This window comes from Gammaproteobacteria bacterium, assembly GCA_014075255.1.
GTDB lineage: Bacteria > Pseudomonadota > Gammaproteobacteria > UBA4575 > UBA4575 > JABDMD01.
Window position 1 is genome coordinate 1,122,735 of the sequence record CP046178.1, and the last position, 16,959, is coordinate 1,139,693.

Consider the following 16,959-nt stretch of genomic DNA (forward strand, 5'->3'; position numbering starts at 1 on the left):
AAACAAGCTTGAAACTGAATCAATTGAATTTATATCTAAGCTATCCATTACGATTATGTCGTTTTATAAAGGGAGATTAGTTTGCTGCGCTTGATACAAAAGATGCGAAACTGATGCATCCATCATTTCTATAAGTGGCGCCGGCCAAAGACCAATCCACAAAACAAATATCGCTAAAACAAACAAACAGAAAAATTCGCGACCATTTAAATCTTTAAGTTTAGCCACTTCATCATTACCTACTTCACCAAATAGCACACGCTTAACCGTCCACAGTGTATACGCTGCGCCTAAAATTAAAGTGGTTGCGGCTAAAAATGCAAACCAAACATTGGCTTTAAAGCTTGCCAATATCACCATAAACTCTCCAACAAAGCCTGAAGTTCCTGGCAAACCTGCATTAGCCATGGCAAAAATCACGAAGAAGGTTGCGAATTTAGGCATTACATTTACTACGTCACCATAATCTGCTATCTGTCGACTATGCATACGATCATATAAAACACCTACGCAAAGAAACATTGCGCCAGAAATAAAGCCGTGCGAAATCATTTGCACCATGCCACCTTGTAATGCGAGTTCGGAATACGAGCTGTTACTAGCGGCCAATTTAAAAATTACGAAGAATCCTAAGGTAACAAATCCCATATGCGCAATCGAAGAATATGCAATTAACTTTTTCATATCTCTTTGCGCCAAAGCGACAAAACCGATATACACCACAGCAATTAGTGAGACTGCAATTACCAAATAAGCCAACTGATTACTTGCGTAAGGAGTGATAGGGATACTAAACCTTAAGAAACCATAGCCACCTACTTTCAACATGATGGCAGCCAATACAACTGAACCACCCGTAGGCGCTTCCACGTGAGCATCTGGTAACCAAGTATGCACTGGCCACATAGGAATTTTTACCGCAAAGGCAATGAAAAAGGCTAAAAACAAAAACAGTTGCTGATTTTCGTTAAATCGAGCGAGCTGCAATGCCGCGATCTCAAATGTACCAGTATTTAAATACATATAAATAAGCGCGATCAATAGAAACACTGAGCCGAAAAAGGTATACAAAAAGAACTTAATGGTTGCGTATACTCTTCTTGGCCCACCCCACATTCCAATAATTAAAAACATTGGGATCAACATAGCTTCAAAGAAGATATAGAAGAGAATGGCATCTAATGCGCAAAATACACCGATCATCAGGCCTTCTAAAATAAGAAATGCTGCTAAGTACTCAGCAATACGCTCACGAGCGATTTCCCAACCTGCAATAATGACTAGTACAGTTATAATGGTAGTCAATAAAATTAATGGTGCTGAAATACCGTCCACACCCAATGCATAGTAAATATTAAATACATCGATCCACGGTATTTGTTCATAAAACTGCATTGCATATTGACTGCTATCGAAACCTCTCATTAGCACAACACTGGCAAGTAAAGTAGCTAATGCAATTATTAATGACAGCCATCTAACTGCACCAACTGATACTTTTTTTACTGCAAGTACCAATAAGCCACCTATTATCGGTAACCAAATTAATACGCTTAAAATTGGAAGTGAATAGAACATTTTGGCTACTGTAGAAAAACCTTACTTAACAAAATTAACAAGCCAATGATCATGGCAAAGGCATAATGATATAAATAACCTGTTTGTATGGTTCGTGTTTTAGCAGAAAACCAGCTAACGATTTTTGCAGAACCATTTACTATCAAACCATCAATTAGCAATCGATCACCAAATGAATCACAAAATGCACCAATTTTTCGTGCGCCCGTTGCAAATAAAATCTGGTATAACTCATCAATGCCATATTTGTTTGATAGCACTTTATGAGGAATATGTAGTTTTTGCTTTAAGCTTTCAGCCAATTGCGGCTGTTTTAAATACAAGAACCAAGCGCAGAATATGCCAGCAAATGCCAAGTACACTGCATAACCTTTAAATGCATGTGCAACAAAGGATCCAATTCCATGATAGTGCTCTTTAAGTTCAGCTACCGCATGATGATTCTCGGCTACAAAAATACTCTGCGCAAAATAATCTCCAAATACGAATGACCCTATAAACAAGCCTGCAAATACTGAAGGAATCGCTAATAGAATTAGTGGAATGGTAATTACTTTAGAAGATTCTTTCACATGTTCTTCGGTATGTTTGTCCATGCGTGAATCACCATGGAACACTAAAAACAATAAACGGAATGAATAAAACGCCGTGACAAATACACCTGCTAAGACTAACCAATAAGCAAATTCTGCAGCAGGTAAATTTGAATAATGTACTGCTTCGATAATGGAATCTTTAGAAAAGAAACCTGCAAACCCTGGGAAGCCAATTAACGCCAATGTGCCTATAAATGCCGTCCAGTAAGTAATTGGCATATATTTACGTAAGCCACCCATTTTGCGCATATCTTGTTCGTGATGTAGTGCGACAATCACAGAACCAGCGCCTAAAAATAGCAAAGCCTTAAAAAAGGCATGTGTAAATAGATGGAAAATTGCTATTGAATACGCAGATGCCCCTAAGGCAACGGTCATGTAGCCTAATTGTGACAATGTAGAGTAGGCAACAACTCTTTTAATATCGTTCTGCACAATTCCCACTAACCCCATAAAGAAGGCAGTGATTGCTCCGATAATTAGCATGAAGTTTAACGCAGTATCACTAAGCTCAAATAAAGGCGACATACGTGCCACCATAAATATTCCTGCTGTCACCATGGTAGCGGCATGAATTAAAGCTGATATAGGTGTCGGACCTTCCATCGAATCTGGCAACCAAACATGCAATGGCACTTGAGCAGACTTACCCATTGCACCAACAAACAGTAACAAACAAATTACCGTCATTACAGGCCAATGGATATTTTCAGTGATTGCGAAAGTTTGAGTATTAATTAAAGGCGCCTGAGCAAATACAGATTGATAATCCAGCGTATTAAAAACTGCCAATACCGCACCTATACCTAACAAAAAACCAAAGTCCCCTACTCTGTTGACTAAAAACGCCTTCATATTGGCAAAAATAGCGCTGTCTCTTGTATACCAAAAACCAATGAGTAGATATGAGACCAATCCAACTGCCTCCCAACCAAAAAATAATTGCAAAAAATTATTTGCCATTACCAGCATTAACATTGAAAAGGTAAACAGAGAGATATAAGAAAAGAAACGCTGATAACCAGGGTCATCATGCATGTAACCAATAGTGTAGATATGCACCATTAATGATACAAAAGTCACTACCAACATCATTGTTACAGTTAACGGATCAATTAAAAAACCAATTTTAAAACTAAAGTCACCTAACGCTAACCATTGGTAAATATCGATTGAAGTGTGTGAAACCTGATCAAAGATTACTTGTTTAAATATAAATAAACTTAAAACAAAAGAAACCGCCACACCCAGAATTGTTAGCCAGTGCGTGCCATTTCTCCCGATTACTCGCCCAAACAAACCAGCAACAATAGATGCAATCAAAGGTGCAAGAACAATCGTTAAACAAAGCGCTTTCATACCTTCTTTGCCTAACCTTTCAAATTATCGATATCTTGCACGTTAATCGTAGAACGATTGCGGTACAACACAACTAAAATTGCTAAACCAATTGCCGCTTCAGCTGCAGCTACGGTAAGTATAAAAAATACGAAAACTTGGCCTGCAAGATCGTCCAAGTAGTATGAAAAAGCTACAAAATTCATATTAACCGCTAACAACATCAATTCAATGGCCATTAACAATAGAATTACATTCTTTCGATTAAGAAATATGCCCGCAACGCTCAGGGAAAATAGAATTGCGCCAAGCACAAGAAAATGCGTCAAAGTAATCATTTTTTAATTATTATTTACTTACTAATCTCAATTTATCTTTATAGTTTATTCTCTATCCAGATCCGCCAAACGAACGCGATCTTTTCGCTGCGCACTAATTTGCTGATGTGGCTTTTGTTTCTTAGAAACCGTACGTTTCCGCATGGTTAAGGTAATGGCGGCAATAATTGCGACCAATAAAATCACCCCTGCAATTTCAAATGGATACACATACTCAGTAAACAACAACTTTCCCAACTCTTGAGTGTTACTGTAATCCGCAGGTTTTGGATTTGCTTGAACATGCTCAAAATTAGACTTAGTCAAAATTATGATCATTTCTGCTGCCATTGCGGCGCCCACAATCAATCCTACTGGCAAATATTTAGCATAACCGGCGCGCATCTTTGCGATATTGATATCTAACATCATCACCACAAACAAAAATAAAACCATTACAGCGCCGACATATACCAACACTAATACAATGCCTAAAAATTCAGCTTCTAGTAACAACCAAAGCGCACCACTAGTAAAAAACGCTAAAACTAAAAATAAAGCCGCATGCACAGGGTTGCGTACCGTGATCATCGCTAGCGCAGATAACACTAGAATTCCGGCGAAAAAATAAAATATTGTCGTTTGTATTAACATCTAAATTGTACTTTTACTTTCTTGGCTTACCTGTTTTTTGCTATCTATAAGGCGCATCTGTTTGACGGTCAGCAGCAATTTCTTCTTCATAAATTCTTCCCACCTCTAGCAACATATCTTTGGTCATCACCTGCTGACCTCGCTCATAAAATGCGTATTCAAATACTCGCGTTTCCACTATGGCATCAACGGGACAAGCTTCTTCGCAAAAACCACAATACACACACTTAAATAAATCTATGTCATAGCGTGTTGTGCGTCGACTTCCATCTTCGCGTTCTTCGCTATCAATGGTAATGGCCAGTGCCGGGCATACTGCTTCACATAACTTGCAGCCAATACAACGTTCTTCACCACTCGGGTATCTACGCAAAGCATGTAAACCACGAAATCTTGGGGATTGCGGCGTTTTCTCTTCAGGATACTGAATGGTAAATTTCTTAGTAAAGAAACGCCTGCTTGTTAACTGCAAACCCTTAAGTAACTCGAAGAGAGTAAAGCTTTTAAGTATATGTAATAGAGCTCTCATTGCTAATCAAACCATGGTGGTATCTGGAAATATAAAAGAACACCTTCAACGAAGATCCAAATTAATGTAATTGGCAATAATATTTTCCACCCCAAACGCATAATTTGATCATAACGATATCGTGGAAACGTGGCGCGAAACCAAAGAAAACAAAAGATAAATAAGCATGTCTTAGCAATAAACATATGTGGCCCATGGCCGAGCACAAAACCTAAATAAGGAACACTTGTCCAACTTTCCGGGAAAGGACTGAGCCAGCCGCCCAAAAATAATAATGCAGTTAATGCAGAAATTAGAATAATATTGGCATATTCTGCTAAAAAGAATAATGCAAATCCCATTCCTGAATATTCAACATGAAAACCAGCAACAATTTCCGACTCACCTTCAACCACATCAAAAGGCGCACGATTCGTTTCTGCTACCCCTGCAATTAGGTAGGTAATAAATAAAGGCAGCAAAGGTAGCCAGTACCAATTGAATACACCTCCCTGTTGTTCTCTAACGATATCGCCAAGATTTAAACTTCCACTCGCCATCAATACCCCAACAAGTGCAAATCCCATGGCAATTTCATACGCTACAATTTGTGCTGCTGAGCGTAATGCTCCCAATAATGCATACTTAGAATTCGAAGCCCAACCTGCAACGATGACACCGTATACACCCAATGATGTCATAGCTAACAAATACAATAAGCCTGCATTGATGTCTGCAAAATTCCATCCATCTGCGAATGGAATCACCGCCCATGCCGCTAACGCAGGAATCATGGACAGAAGTGGCGCCAAACGAAATAAGAAACGATCTGCATCATTCGGCAATATCATTTCCTTAAACATTAACTTCAAAGCATCTGCAATTGGTTGGCCAAAACCTTTTGGCCCAACTCTATTAGGCCCAATACGGACTTGCATAAAACCAATTACTTTACGTTCAGCTAAAGTCACATATGCAACACAACCAAATAACACCAACACAAAAATAGACATATAAACCGTCATCAGTATTACTGGCGGTACGATTGAAATTATATTTTGCGCCCATTCAAACATTCGCAGTCCTTTGTATTTCAACAGGAGCGATTGCCTCACCTAATACATCTACTTGTGTAGAACTTTTTTGTATCCACACACAATGATCTGGCATATTTTCAACAATTCGTAATGGCAGTGTAACTTCCCGCTTGTCTTGAACAACTCGGACCACTTGCTCATTTAACATATTTAGCTGCTTAGCCTGTTCTACAGACATTGCAACATGGCTCTCTTGATCCACCGCCGCTTTTTGCAATGAAGCTGCGCGGCGAACTATATTATCAACTGCATAGACAGGTGTGTCAGAAACGCGATGCAACTTGTTAACATCAGATTTTAAATTTACATGGTCATAGTTTTCTAGATGACTAGTAAAATTCATTTCGTCAGAAAATAACTTCTTTAATTCATCTCTTATCTGCTCACTAGTTTGATATTGCACATCATCAAACCCTAGTTTGTTTGCCAGCACTCGCAATACTTTCCAAGCCGGTCGTGCTTCACCAGGTGCAGATACGGCTTTACCTATACTTTGCCAATGCCCTACGGTGTTAACAAAAGTACCATCCGTTTCAGCAAAAGTTGCAATAGGTAAAATAACATCTGCATATTGTTGGATTCGTTCATTATTATAAGGAGTAAACACAACAACCAAATCCGCTGCTTGCATTGCCTCAAGCACTGCAGGCGAATTTGCAAAATCAAATTCAGCTTCCAAATTAAACAAAACATAGGCACGTCTAGGTACTGCCAGCATTTCCGATGAATTTAATCCAGCATCAGTATTAATTTCACCCGCTGGCAAACGGTGCGGCAATACACCTGATAACCATGCACCTACTGTATTTCCAGATTGTGCAAGTATGCCAAAATTAGAATTCGTTGCTTGCGCAACAAAATTACTTAAAGCACGTAACACTGAAGCTTGCGGGTGACCTTCCGCAATTGCTCCAAGCATTATGCTTGACCGTTGTCCATTCTTTAGTGAGTTATATATATTTTTCGCATCTTCTGAAACGGTTGCATTATTAACGATACTTTTAAGCTCAGTTGACAAATTATCTAAAGAATCTGAACATTTTGCTATTTCAGCCAGAGCGGTTAGCCATTGTTGTGGAGCAAGGCTCCAAGCGTAATGACTAGTAAAATGGAAATCATATTGTTGTGGATTTAACGAACTTACTTCACACCCTTTTGCGCTAGCCTTACGAATTCGGTGAGCCAACATAGGCTGTTCTAAACGAATATTAGACCCCACTAAGAAGAGACTATTATTTTCTTCTATAGATTTGATCGATTGCCCTAGATATGGGAACAAGGGCATTGCTTCCTGATCAGTAAAGTCAATTTGTTGCGTACGATGATCAATATTATTAACACCTAACTGACGAAATATTTTTTGCAATAAATACAATTCTTCTAAAGTTGAATGTGGTGCAGCCAGAATACCAATATCATTTACTTGAAAATGTTTAAGCTTGTCTGCAACATGCGCTAAAGACGTATCCCAATCACCTGCTTGCCAACCTTGTTCCGTTTTCGACATTACTTGGGTTGCACGATCACTTGCATTTAAGCCTTCGTAACTAAAACGATCACGATCCGAAATCCAGGTTTCATTAATGTCATCATTTTCACGTGGCACAACACGCATCACTTGATTGCGTAGTGTATGCAAATACACATTGGATCCAACACTATCATGTGGCATTACACTTGCAGATTGCATTACCTCCCAGGCGCGCGCTGACATACGAGAAGGTTTTGCATTCAACGCGCCCACCGGACAGACATCAATAACATTACCTGACAGTTCTGAACTTAGAGATTTTTCTACATAGGTCCCAATCTCCATGAATTCGCCGCGACCGGTAGAACCTAATTCACTAATTCCTGCAATTTCAGTTCCGAACCGAACACAACGCGTACAATGAATACAGCGCGTCATATCAGTAGAAACCAATGGGCCTAGCTCTTTATCTTGCACCACGCGTTTACGCTCGGTGTAACGAGAAATGCTATTGCCATATCCCATTGCAACATCTTGCAATTCACACTCACCACCTTGGTCACATACTGGGCAATCTAGTGGGTGGTTAATTAACAAAAACTCCATGGTTCCTTGCTGCGCATCTAATGCTAAAGGAGATTTTGTGTAAACCTTCATTCCTTCCATAACCGGCGTAGCACAAGCTGGGAGTGGCTTTGGCGCATTCTCAACTTCGACCATACACATGCGACAATTTGCTGCCACCGATAATTTTTTGTGGTAACAAAAACGCGGCACTTCAACATCGTGTTGATCGGTAACTTCGATCACCATTGCACCTTTTGGCGCAGTAACTTCTTTGTCGTTGATAAATATTTGTACGGTTTCTTCAGACATTACAGATCACCAATACTTATGCTGCATCTTTTTGTTTAGCCACATCTAACATGCTGCAGCCATGTTCAATGTAATGCACAAACTCATCACGATAATGTTTAATAAAACTATGCACTGGCATAGCAGCAGCATCACCTAAAGCACAAATCGTTCGACCTTCTATCTTGGTTGCAACATCATCAAGTTTATCGATATCTTCTAGCTGCCCTTTACCTTCCACAATGCGACACAACATTCGATACAGCCAGCCAGTACCTTCTCTACATGGCGTACATTGGCCACAAGACTCAGAAAAATAAAATCGTGAAATACGTTGCAAAACTTTTACCATGTCAGTGGAATCATCCATCACAACCACTGCGCCTGAACCAAGCATTGATCCCGCAGCGGCAATCGACTCATAGTCCATATTAGTGTTCATCATTATTTCGCCTGGTAATACAGGCACAGAAGACCCTCCAGGTATCACAGCTTTTAAATTTGCACCATCCGTTACCCCGCCGGCTAACTCGAGCAATTCTGAAAATGGCATGCCTAATGGCACTTCAAAATTCCCAGGCTTGTTCACATGTCCTGACACAGAGAAACATTTTGTACCACCACTTTTTTCCACACCCATAGCGGCAAACCATTCTGCACCTTCGCGCATAATGCTTGGTACGGAAGCAAAAGTTTCGGTGTTATTTACGGTAGTCGGTTTTCCATACAAGCCTACATTGGCTGGAAACGGAGGCTTGAATCGAGGCTGGCCTTTTTTACCCTCTAATGATTCTAGCAATGCCGTCTCTTCACCACATATATATGCACCTGCGCCCAATGTGTCATACAAATAAAAAGTGAAATCAGTTCCCATTATATTGTCGCCCAAATAACAAGCAGCGTAGGCTTCATCTAAGGCTTGTTTAAATCTTATATAAGGTTCATCTAAAAATTCACCGCGCAAATAGTTATAACCCACCGAAGAGCGCATGGCATATGCTGCAATGGCAATACCTTCGATAACTGAGTGCGGGTTATACCTTAAAATATCACGATCTTTACAGGTGCCAGGCTCAGCCTCATCTGAGTTACAAACAACATAACTTTGAATCTCAGCTTTACGCGGCATGAAACTCCATTTTAAACCTGTTGGAAAGCCCGCGCCGCCACGACCACGCAGACCCGAAGCTTTAATTTGTTCGATAACTTCATCTGGTGAAGTATTCTCACGCAGAATTTTTTCCCAAGCAGAATATCCGCCCACACTTAAATAATTTTCCAGCGTCCATGGTTGGTCAAATTTTAAGGTCTGATAACAAACGTTATTTAATTGCATAACTAATTCAATTTAGCCGTCTAATTGTTCTAAGATATCATCGACTTTTTCAATGGTTAGATTTTCTTTGTATACATGATCTACTTGCATCATTGGCGCACCACAACATGCCGCTAAACATTCTTCTTCTTTTTTTAAATAAAACTTTCCATCTGGTGTACTTTCACCTATATCAATACCAAGTTTATTTTTTAAATGTTCAACAATCTCATCTGCACCTCGAAGCATGCAAGATAAGTTAGTGCATACAGAAATTGTATGCCTGCCTACTGGCTTCAATTCAAACATGGAATAAAACGATGCAACTTCATATACCGCTATAGCAGGCATTTCTAAATACTCCGCTATGGCATCCATTTTTTCCACTGGCAGGTAGCCTTCTTCATGTTGCAAAGCACGTAAAGCGCCTAGCACAGCTGACTGCTTTTGATCCACTGGGTAGCGCGAAATCCAATCTTCAATTTCGTCTTGCAAATGATCTGATAGAACTGATTTTTTACTAGAGATCTCGTTCATCGATCTATCTCTCCAAACACGATATCTTGAGTACCAATAATCGCTACAACATCTGCAAGCATATGCCCACGCGACATTTCATCTAGAGCAGCAAGATGCGCAAAACCAGGCGCGCGAATTTTTACTCGGTATGGTTTATTGGCGCCATCTGAAATTAAATAGATTCCAAATTCACCTTTAGGATGCTCAATGGCCGAATACACTTCCCCTTCAGGCAAACAATAACCTTCAGTAAATAACTTAAAATGATGAATCAGTTCTTCCATGCCCATTTTCATATCACCACGTGATGGCGGTGATACTTTATGATCATCTACCATCACTGGCCCAGGATTATTTCTAAGCCAAGTTATACATTGTTTAATTATTTCATTGGATTGGCGCATTTCTTCCATACGAACAAGATAGCGATCATAGCAATCACCATTTACACCAATTGGAATTTTAAAATCAATTTCGTTGTAGGTATCGTATGGCTGCTTGCGACGCAAATCCCACTCTATTCCAGAACCGCGTAACATTGGTCCTGTAAATCCTAACTGCAATGCACGTTCGGGAGTCACAATACCTATATCAACCGTGCGCTGCTTCCAAATGCGATTATCAGTTAATAGTGTTTCGTATTCGTCTACACAAGCTGGAAAACGCTTGGTAAAGTCTTCGATAAAATCTAAAAAAGAACCGGTTCGCGCTTCATTTAACTTTTTTACTTCTTTTTCATCATGCCAACGTGATTTAGTATATTTTGGCATTTCATCCGGCAGATCACGGTAGACACCGCCCGGGCGATAATAAGTAGCATGCAAACGCGCACCTGATACAGCTTCATAACAATCCATTAGATCTTCACGCTCACGAAACGCATATAAAAATACGGTCATCGCACCAATATCTAAAGCATGTGCACCCAACCACAATAAATGATTAAGGATTCGAGTAATTTCATCAAACATTACACGGATATATTGCGCCCGTTCAGGCACTTCAATACCGGATAACTTTTCAATCGACATAACATATGCGTGCTCATTACACATCATGGATACGTAATCGAGTCGATCCATGTAACCAATGCTTTGGTTATACGGTTTACTTTCGGCAAGTTTTTCGGTTGCGCGATGCAATAAACCAATATGTGGATCAGCGCGCTGCACAACCTCACCATCCATCTCCAACACTAGACGTAACACCCCATGTGCTGCAGGATGCTGCGGCCCAAAATTCATTGTGTAATTATGTAAATCAGCCATCAGCTGCTTCCTTTTCAGACTTGCCCTCTGATTGGCCCTCTGATTGGTCCGCTGACTGACCCTCTTCAAACCGATGATCGTCTCGAATCACTTTCGGAACATTAATTCTTGGTTCAATTGAAACCGGCTGATAGATAACGCGTTTTTGATCTGGGTCATAACGCACCTCAACATGACCCACCAATGGAAAATCTTTGCGGAACGGATGACCTGTAAATCCGTAATCTGTAAGAATACGCCGCAAATCTGGATGACTTTCAAAAACAATTCCAAAAAGATCAAACGCTTCACGTTCATACCAATCTGCACAAGACCATAAACCTGTCACGGAGGAAAGGATCGGCAACTCATTGTCTTCGCAATACACTTTCACACGTATTCTTAAGTTATTCGCAACAGATAACAGATGATAAACCACTGCATAGCGCGGCCCATCCATTTCTGTACCTTGCTTAGCGTCATCAAAAGTAAAACGACCAAAAGAAGCTTTCTCTACTCCTCGACTAAATCCAGAAGAAGAAGGAGTTTCAGTATTCCACTCATCCGTTCCAAACTCTAAATAATCAACGCCCGCTAAATCTATTAATTGATCAAATTTAAATTCTGATGCACTGTTTAGTTTTGAAAGCACGCGCAATAGTTCGTCTGGATGAACAAGGATTGTAAGTTCATCATATTTAATTTCTACTGACTGTAGCGAAGATGCAAATACACGTTGCAGCTCAGTACTTAATTTATTGAGTTGATCTTGCATAGAACTAGCACTTAACGTGCAATAGTATTGGTGCGACGAATTTTATTTTGTAACTGCAATATACCGTATAGCAGTGCTTCTGCAGTGGGAGGACAACCTGGCACATACACATCAACCGGTACGATGCGGTCACAGCCTCTCACTACTGAATAGGAATAGTGATAATAACCACCACCATTTGCACATGAACCCATCGAAATCACCCACTTAGGATCAGCCATTTGGTCATAAACCTTACGTAATGCAGGCGCCATTTTATTTACTAATGTTCCGGCGACAATCATCACATCCGATTGCCTAGGACTCGGACGAAACATTACACCAAAGCGATCAAGATCATATCTCGCTGCACCTGCATGCATCATTTCTACTGCACAACAAGCTAAACCAAATGTCATCGGCCACATTGAACCTGTTCGTGCCCAATTAATTAAATCGTCAAGTTTGGTTGTTGCAAAACCTTTGTCATGAAAACCTTGATCATGAAAGCTTTGTTCTAGTGGACTCATAGGAGTATTAATTGAAGAGTTAATATTTGCCATAACAAACCTTTTTATTTCTTAACTAGGTTTAATCCCAATCAAGCGCACCTTTTTTCCATTCATAGATAAAGCCGATGGTAAGAATGATTAAAAAGATTGCCATTGAGACAAAACCTACCAAACCTACTTCACGAATCGCCACGGCCCAAGGAAATAGAAAAGCAATTTCCAAATCAAAAATGATGAATAAAATAGCCACCAAGTAGTAACGCACATCAAATTGCATGCGTGCATCTTCAAATGCTTCAAAACCACACTCATAAGGTGATTCTTTTGCTGCATCTTTTACATGTGGTCCCAAACCTATTCGGGCTAAACCCAAAAACATTATGGCTCCACCAAAAACTGAGGCTATGACAATAAAAATTAAAACTGGAAGGTAGTTTTCAATCATTATAGTTTCTCTTGTAGATCAAGCCACATAGTCTCACGAATAAATATACTCTTAGATTGATGTTTCATTCGATCTATATCCTCGTGGCCCAAAAAAGCATGACCACTATTAACTTATTATTTTTGTTTTGTAGAATTTGATCTAAATATTTATACAGCGAATTACGCAGTATATCTTGTCAGAATACCTGAGTATTCAAACACATACTTAATTATATCGTACGACGTATACTTGACAGACATAGCTTGTTCATTTTATGAGCAAACTCTCCCGCACACGGAATAAGGAATCGCACTGCGATACGCTATCTGCCTGTAATAGGTGCACGCAAATTTAGTCTGCGCATGCGTGGTGCCGATGGCCGGACTCGAACCGGCACGAGGTTGCCCCCACTAGCCCCTCAAGCTAGCGCGTCTACCAATTCCGCCACATCGGCTGCATGAAAAGACCATTTTATCCTAAGGTATTCTAACTAGGATAATTTTTCGCTGATAGCGATATAAGACAGGATAATCCCTAGCTTATTAATATCCAAATTAGCTTTAACAAGAAGGGGTTAGCTCGACAAACTACAATATAGACAACAATAAAAGATCATGGGATCATGGTTCAATCAACAGTTTACAACCAAATATATAAAGTTTGTACTTAGGGAGAACTAATAATGGATAAAGACGAATATAAAGTATTCGATATGGCCGCACTCATCGTAGGCATAGTAATCGTTGTATATGCTCTCGTTATGGCTTTCGTATTCCCTTAAGCCTTTCAGCTAACACCAAGGCTAATGGTTTAAAGTTAGAAAAATAACTTAGTTAGCCTTACTCTGGAACGTCGTCTGGCGTCACATTATCCAGAGTGCTTTCAACCTCTTCTTTAATCGCATCCATGCTGTCTTGAACTTCGTTTAACGAATCATTAGAGATAGCATCAGTTTGTGTATCCACAGGCATATCATCTTCAACACCCATCTCTTGGTCTGGTAGATCAGAAGACTCTGATTCCTTCATACTTTCAACATCGGGAATATCGGTAACAGTCGTATTTATTTCTGTTTGTTCAACATTGTCGATGACACTTTCTGCAACAGGTCGATTACTCGCTAAATATGCAAGCGCTAAACTATTTATGAAAAATAATGTTGCAAGTATCGCAGTCAAACGCGTTAAGAAAGACGCTGAACCTTGCGAACCAAATACGGTTCCGGAGGCACCGCTACCAAACGCCGCCCCAACATCAGCACCTTTACCATGTTGAATAAGAATTAATCCAATAATGCCAATTGCAAGCAGCACATCGATGGAAACTAAGATGCTATATAAAGTATTCATGTATTAAAGATATCGTTATTAAAATATTTATTTCATTGACAACTTGTGAAGCTGCATAAGTTTGCGGTTTTAGTTTTCAGCCTTAATTTGCAGCAAGGGCAATTCCAATAAAATCATCAGCCTTAAGCGCTGCCCCACCAATCAAACCGCCATCAATATCGGGTTGTTGTAATAATTCCCGCGCATTATCAGGCTTCATACTGCCACCATAAAGAATTCGAATATTCGCCGCAATATCTTTATTTTGCGCATCCAAGGTAAGTCTAATTTCTTTGTGCACTTCTTGCGCTTGAGCTGGGGTGGCAACTTGTCCTGTTCCAATTGCCCATACAGGCTCATATGCGATCACTGCTTTTTTAAATGCCCCTATACCAAATAGATCAAGCACAGCGTTAATCTGTGAAGCCACTACTACTTCCGTATGCCCGGCTTCACGCTCTTCTAATGTCTCACCTACACACAAAATTGGTACTAATCCATTTTTTATAACATGGGCAAATTTTGTTGCAACTTTTTCGTTACTATCTCCATAGACATGTCGGCGTTCAGAATGACCAATGATGTTGTACTTACAGCCAAACTCTTTCACCATCGCGGCCGCAACTTCACCCGTATATGCACCACTTTCTTGATCAGAACAATCTTGGGCACCAATCGATATATCGCTACCCTCTAATAATTTCTGCACATGAGACAAATAAATATAAGGTGGGCACACCGCGAGCTCAGCATTCTTCACAGTAGATAAATGCTCCTGAATACCAGAAATTAGCTCCGAAATACTATCCAGCGAGCCATTTAACTTCCAGTTTCCTGCTACCAGTGGTTGACGCATATATAAGTGTCTAATGTCAGAATATAAAGGCGCGCAGCTTACCTATGCCAGGCGCTTTAGGCAAATACTATATTTTTCTCAAAATCACTTTTACAGATGAGGTTGGATTAGCTACGCGGGCTAGCTTAGCAAGCGGCGCTTACGCTGTCCGCAATCTGCTGGGCTAATTGCTGAACTTTTGGTGCATCTACACCTTCAACCATCACCCGTACAAGCGGTTCAGTCCCAGAAGGTCTAAGTAGCACTCTCCCTGTATCAGCAAGGTCAGATTCTGCATCTTTTACGGCTTGTTGAATTTGCGGCGTATTATCTAGATCAATCTTAGCTTTAATCGGTACATTAATAAGTATCTGCGGATATTTACTCATCCCTGACTTGGCATCACGCAAGCTGACTTGCTGATTTACCAATACTTGTAATACTTGCAAGGCTGAAATAATCGCATCTCCCGTAGTGGTTCTATCCAAACATATAATATGTCCAGAAGATTCTCCCCCAAGCAACCATGAACGCTCCTTGAGCATTTCCATGACATAACGATCACCTACCGCAGCGCGACTAAACTCAATATCTTGTGCACGTAATGCGTGCTCAAGCCCTAGATTGCTCATCAATGTTCCAACCACTCCGCCGTGCAAAAGATTTTCACTTTTTCGTGCTTGTGCGATGACATATAAAAGTTCGTCGCCATCTACTATTGCACCAGTATCATCTACCATTATTAAACGATCACCATCACCATCAATCGCAATTCCTAAATCAGCATGATGCTCAATAACAGCCATACGCAATGCTTTTGGATCGGTTGCGCCACATTTTTCATTTATATTCAAACCATTTGGTTTAGATGAGAGACTAATGACTTCAGCGCCTAATTCTGTAAATACATTTGGAGCAATGTGATAAGTAGCTCCGTGCGCGCAATCAAGTACGATCTTTAAACCATTTAATGTAATTCGCGTTGGGATAGTACTCTTACAAAACTCAATATATCGCCCAGCGGCATCCGTTATACGCTCAACTTTTCCAAGTTGATCAGAAGCAACTACTTCTAACGGCTTATCCAGTTGGCTTTCAATTTCTAATTCGATCGAGTCTGGAAGTTTTTTTCCTTCAGAAGAAAAAAACTTAACACCGTTATCGTAGTAAGGGTTATGTGAAGCACTAATTACAATTCCAGCTGCTGCACGCAATGTGCGAGTTAAATACGCAACCGCAGGAGTAGGCATAGGGCCCAATAAACGCGCATCAACACCTGCAGCAGAAAGTCCTGCTTCTAACACCGACTCAAACATATAACCGGAAATACGCGTGTCTTTGCCAATTAAAACTAAATTGTTATTTTCGCTACATAAAACTCGACCCACAGCCCAACCCAATTTTAATACAAACTCAGGCGTCATCACCCCGTCGCCTACGCGACCGCGGATTCCATCGGTACCAAAATATTTTCGTTCCATAAAAACTAAATCCAACTCATTATTTAGTAGTAGATTTTATAGCCTATTGCACAAAAAAAGTACTTTGATTTGTTCACAATACGACAGAATCACGCGTTTGCGTGATTGTTATGGCCTTTCTTTTAGA

16 protein-coding genes and 1 tRNA gene are annotated in these 16,959 nt (G+C 40.1%); all 17 read right to left on the minus strand.

Annotation, left to right across the window (positions count from 1 at the left end; translation table 11 throughout):
- Positions 1 to 63: 63 nt before the first annotated feature.
- Entirely contained in the window at positions 64 to 1,578 is a 1,515-nt protein-coding gene (locus GKR92_05775) for an NADH-quinone oxidoreductase subunit M (GenBank protein QMU61228.1), read from the minus strand.
- A 5-nt stretch (positions 1,579 to 1,583) separates the two neighbouring features.
- Positions 1,584 to 3,533 (minus strand): NADH-quinone oxidoreductase subunit L, encoded by a 1,950-nt coding sequence (gene nuoL, locus GKR92_05780; protein ID QMU61229.1) that lies wholly within the window; start codon positions 3,531 to 3,533, stop codon positions 1,584 to 1,586.
- 11 nt (positions 3,534 to 3,544) lie between these two features.
- Positions 3,545 to 3,850, minus strand: a complete 306-nt coding sequence (nuoK, locus tag GKR92_05785; GenBank protein QMU61230.1) for an NADH-quinone oxidoreductase subunit NuoK — start codon at positions 3,848 to 3,850, stop codon at positions 3,545 to 3,547.
- A gap of 45 nt (positions 3,851 to 3,895) precedes the next feature.
- Complete coding sequence (locus GKR92_05790; protein QMU61231.1) at positions 3,896 to 4,483, minus strand: NADH-quinone oxidoreductase subunit J; 588 nt, start codon at positions 4,481 to 4,483, stop codon at positions 3,896 to 3,898.
- Positions 4,484 to 4,523: 40 nt separating this feature from the next.
- Complete coding sequence (gene nuoI, locus GKR92_05795) at positions 4,524 to 5,012, minus strand: NADH-quinone oxidoreductase subunit NuoI (protein QMU61232.1); 489 nt, start codon at positions 5,010 to 5,012, stop codon at positions 4,524 to 4,526.
- 2 nt (positions 5,013 to 5,014) lie between these two features.
- Entirely contained in the window at positions 5,015 to 6,067 is a 1,053-nt protein-coding gene (gene nuoH, locus GKR92_05800; protein QMU61233.1) for an NADH-quinone oxidoreductase subunit NuoH, read from the minus strand.
- Positions 6,060 to 8,435 carry an NADH-quinone oxidoreductase subunit G gene (locus tag GKR92_05805; protein QMU61234.1) on the minus strand — a complete coding sequence of 792 codons (2,376 nt, stop codon included), beginning with the start codon at positions 8,433 to 8,435 and terminating at the stop codon, positions 6,060 to 6,062. The genes nuoH and GKR92_05805 overlap by 8 nt, the downstream gene beginning before the upstream one ends.
- A 16-nt stretch (positions 8,436 to 8,451) precedes the next feature.
- A complete protein-coding gene (nuoF, locus tag GKR92_05810; GenBank protein ID QMU61235.1) occupies positions 8,452 to 9,750 on the minus strand; it encodes an NADH-quinone oxidoreductase subunit NuoF in 1,299 nt (432 codons plus the stop codon).
- A gap of 12 nt (positions 9,751 to 9,762) precedes the next feature.
- On the minus strand, positions 9,763 to 10,266 hold the full coding sequence (nuoE, locus tag GKR92_05815; protein ID QMU61236.1) for an NADH-quinone oxidoreductase subunit NuoE: 504 nt from the start codon (positions 10,264 to 10,266) through the stop codon (positions 9,763 to 9,765).
- The gene (locus GKR92_05820; GenBank protein QMU61237.1) at positions 10,263 to 11,516 is read right to left on the minus strand and encodes an NADH-quinone oxidoreductase subunit D; all 1,254 of its coding nucleotides are present in this window, start codon (positions 11,514 to 11,516) and stop codon (positions 10,263 to 10,265) included. The genes nuoE and GKR92_05820 overlap by 4 nt, the downstream gene beginning before the upstream one ends.
- The gene (locus tag GKR92_05825) at positions 11,509 to 12,270 is read right to left on the minus strand and encodes an NADH-quinone oxidoreductase subunit C (GenBank protein QMU61238.1); all 762 of its coding nucleotides are present in this window, start codon (positions 12,268 to 12,270) and stop codon (positions 11,509 to 11,511) included. The genes GKR92_05820 and GKR92_05825 overlap by 8 nt, the downstream gene beginning before the upstream one ends.
- 11 nt (positions 12,271 to 12,281) lie before the next feature.
- On the minus strand, positions 12,282 to 12,779 hold the full coding sequence (locus tag GKR92_05830; GenBank protein QMU62729.1) for an NADH-quinone oxidoreductase subunit B: 498 nt from the start codon (positions 12,777 to 12,779) through the stop codon (positions 12,282 to 12,284).
- Positions 12,780 to 12,840: 61 nt separating this feature from the next.
- The gene (locus tag GKR92_05835) at positions 12,841 to 13,206 is read right to left on the minus strand and encodes an NADH-quinone oxidoreductase subunit A (GenBank protein QMU61239.1); all 366 of its coding nucleotides are present in this window, start codon (positions 13,204 to 13,206) and stop codon (positions 12,841 to 12,843) included.
- A gap of 349 nt (positions 13,207 to 13,555) precedes the next feature.
- Positions 13,556 to 13,642, minus strand: a tRNA-Leu gene (locus tag GKR92_05840).
- Positions 13,643 to 14,027: 385 nt separating this feature from the next.
- The gene (secG, locus tag GKR92_05845; GenBank protein QMU61240.1) at positions 14,028 to 14,537 is read right to left on the minus strand and encodes a preprotein translocase subunit SecG; all 510 of its coding nucleotides are present in this window, start codon (positions 14,535 to 14,537) and stop codon (positions 14,028 to 14,030) included.
- An 82-nt stretch (positions 14,538 to 14,619) separates the two neighbouring features.
- Positions 14,620 to 15,372 carry a triose-phosphate isomerase gene (locus GKR92_05850; protein ID QMU61241.1) on the minus strand — a complete coding sequence of 251 codons (753 nt, stop codon included), beginning with the start codon at positions 15,370 to 15,372 and terminating at the stop codon, positions 14,620 to 14,622.
- Between the two features lie 125 nt (positions 15,373 to 15,497).
- Positions 15,498 to 16,832 (minus strand): phosphoglucosamine mutase, encoded by a 1,335-nt coding sequence (glmM, locus tag GKR92_05855; protein QMU61242.1) that lies wholly within the window; start codon positions 16,830 to 16,832, stop codon positions 15,498 to 15,500.
- Positions 16,833 to 16,959 lie beyond the last annotated feature (127 nt).

What these genes read in the sequence shown, in the direction of transcription:
- GKR92_05820 (QMU61237.1), bottom strand. Translation starts at nt 11,516, where the DNA reads ATGGCTGATTTACATAATTACACAATGAATTTTGGGCCGCAGCATCCT.
- GKR92_05790 (QMU61231.1), bottom strand. Translation starts at nt 4,483, where the DNA reads ATGTTAATACAAACGACAATATTTTATTTTTTCGCCGGAATTCTAGTG.
- nuoE (QMU61236.1), bottom strand. Translation starts at nt 10,266, where the DNA reads ATGAACGAGATCTCTAGTAAAAAATCAGTTCTATCAGATCATTTGCAA.
- nuoH (QMU61233.1), bottom strand. Translation starts at nt 6,067, where the DNA reads ATGTTTGAATGGGCGCAAAATATAATTTCAATCGTACCGCCAGTAATA.
- GKR92_05775 (QMU61228.1), bottom strand. Translation starts at nt 1,578, where the DNA reads ATGTTCTATTCACTTCCAATTTTAAGCGTATTAATTTGGTTACCGATA.
- GKR92_05835 (QMU61239.1), bottom strand. Translation starts at nt 13,206, where the DNA reads ATGATTGAAAACTACCTTCCAGTTTTAATTTTTATTGTCATAGCCTCA.
- secG (QMU61240.1), bottom strand. Translation starts at nt 14,537, where the DNA reads ATGAATACTTTATATAGCATCTTAGTTTCCATCGATGTGCTGCTTGCA.
- GKR92_05805 (QMU61234.1), bottom strand. Translation starts at nt 8,435, where the DNA reads ATGTCTGAAGAAACCGTACAAATATTTATCAACGACAAAGAAGTTACT.
- nuoI (QMU61232.1), bottom strand. Translation starts at nt 5,012, where the DNA reads ATGAGAGCTCTATTACATATACTTAAAAGCTTTACTCTCTTCGAGTTA.
- GKR92_05850 (QMU61241.1), bottom strand. Translation starts at nt 15,372, where the DNA reads ATGCGTCAACCACTGGTAGCAGGAAACTGGAAGTTAAATGGCTCGCTG.
- GKR92_05825 (QMU61238.1), bottom strand. Translation starts at nt 12,270, where the DNA reads ATGCAAGATCAACTCAATAAATTAAGTACTGAGCTGCAACGTGTATTT.
- GKR92_05830 (QMU62729.1), bottom strand. Translation starts at nt 12,779, where the DNA reads ATGAGTCCACTAGAACAAAGCTTTCATGATCAAGGTTTTCATGACAAA.
- nuoK (QMU61230.1), bottom strand. Translation starts at nt 3,850, where the DNA reads ATGATTACTTTGACGCATTTTCTTGTGCTTGGCGCAATTCTATTTTCC.
- nuoF (QMU61235.1), bottom strand. Translation starts at nt 9,750, where the DNA reads ATGCAATTAAATAACGTTTGTTATCAGACCTTAAAATTTGACCAACCA.
- nuoL (QMU61229.1), bottom strand. Translation starts at nt 3,533, where the DNA reads ATGAAAGCGCTTTGTTTAACGATTGTTCTTGCACCTTTGATTGCATCT.
- glmM (QMU61242.1), bottom strand. Translation starts at nt 16,832, where the DNA reads ATGGAACGAAAATATTTTGGTACCGATGGAATCCGCGGTCGCGTAGGC.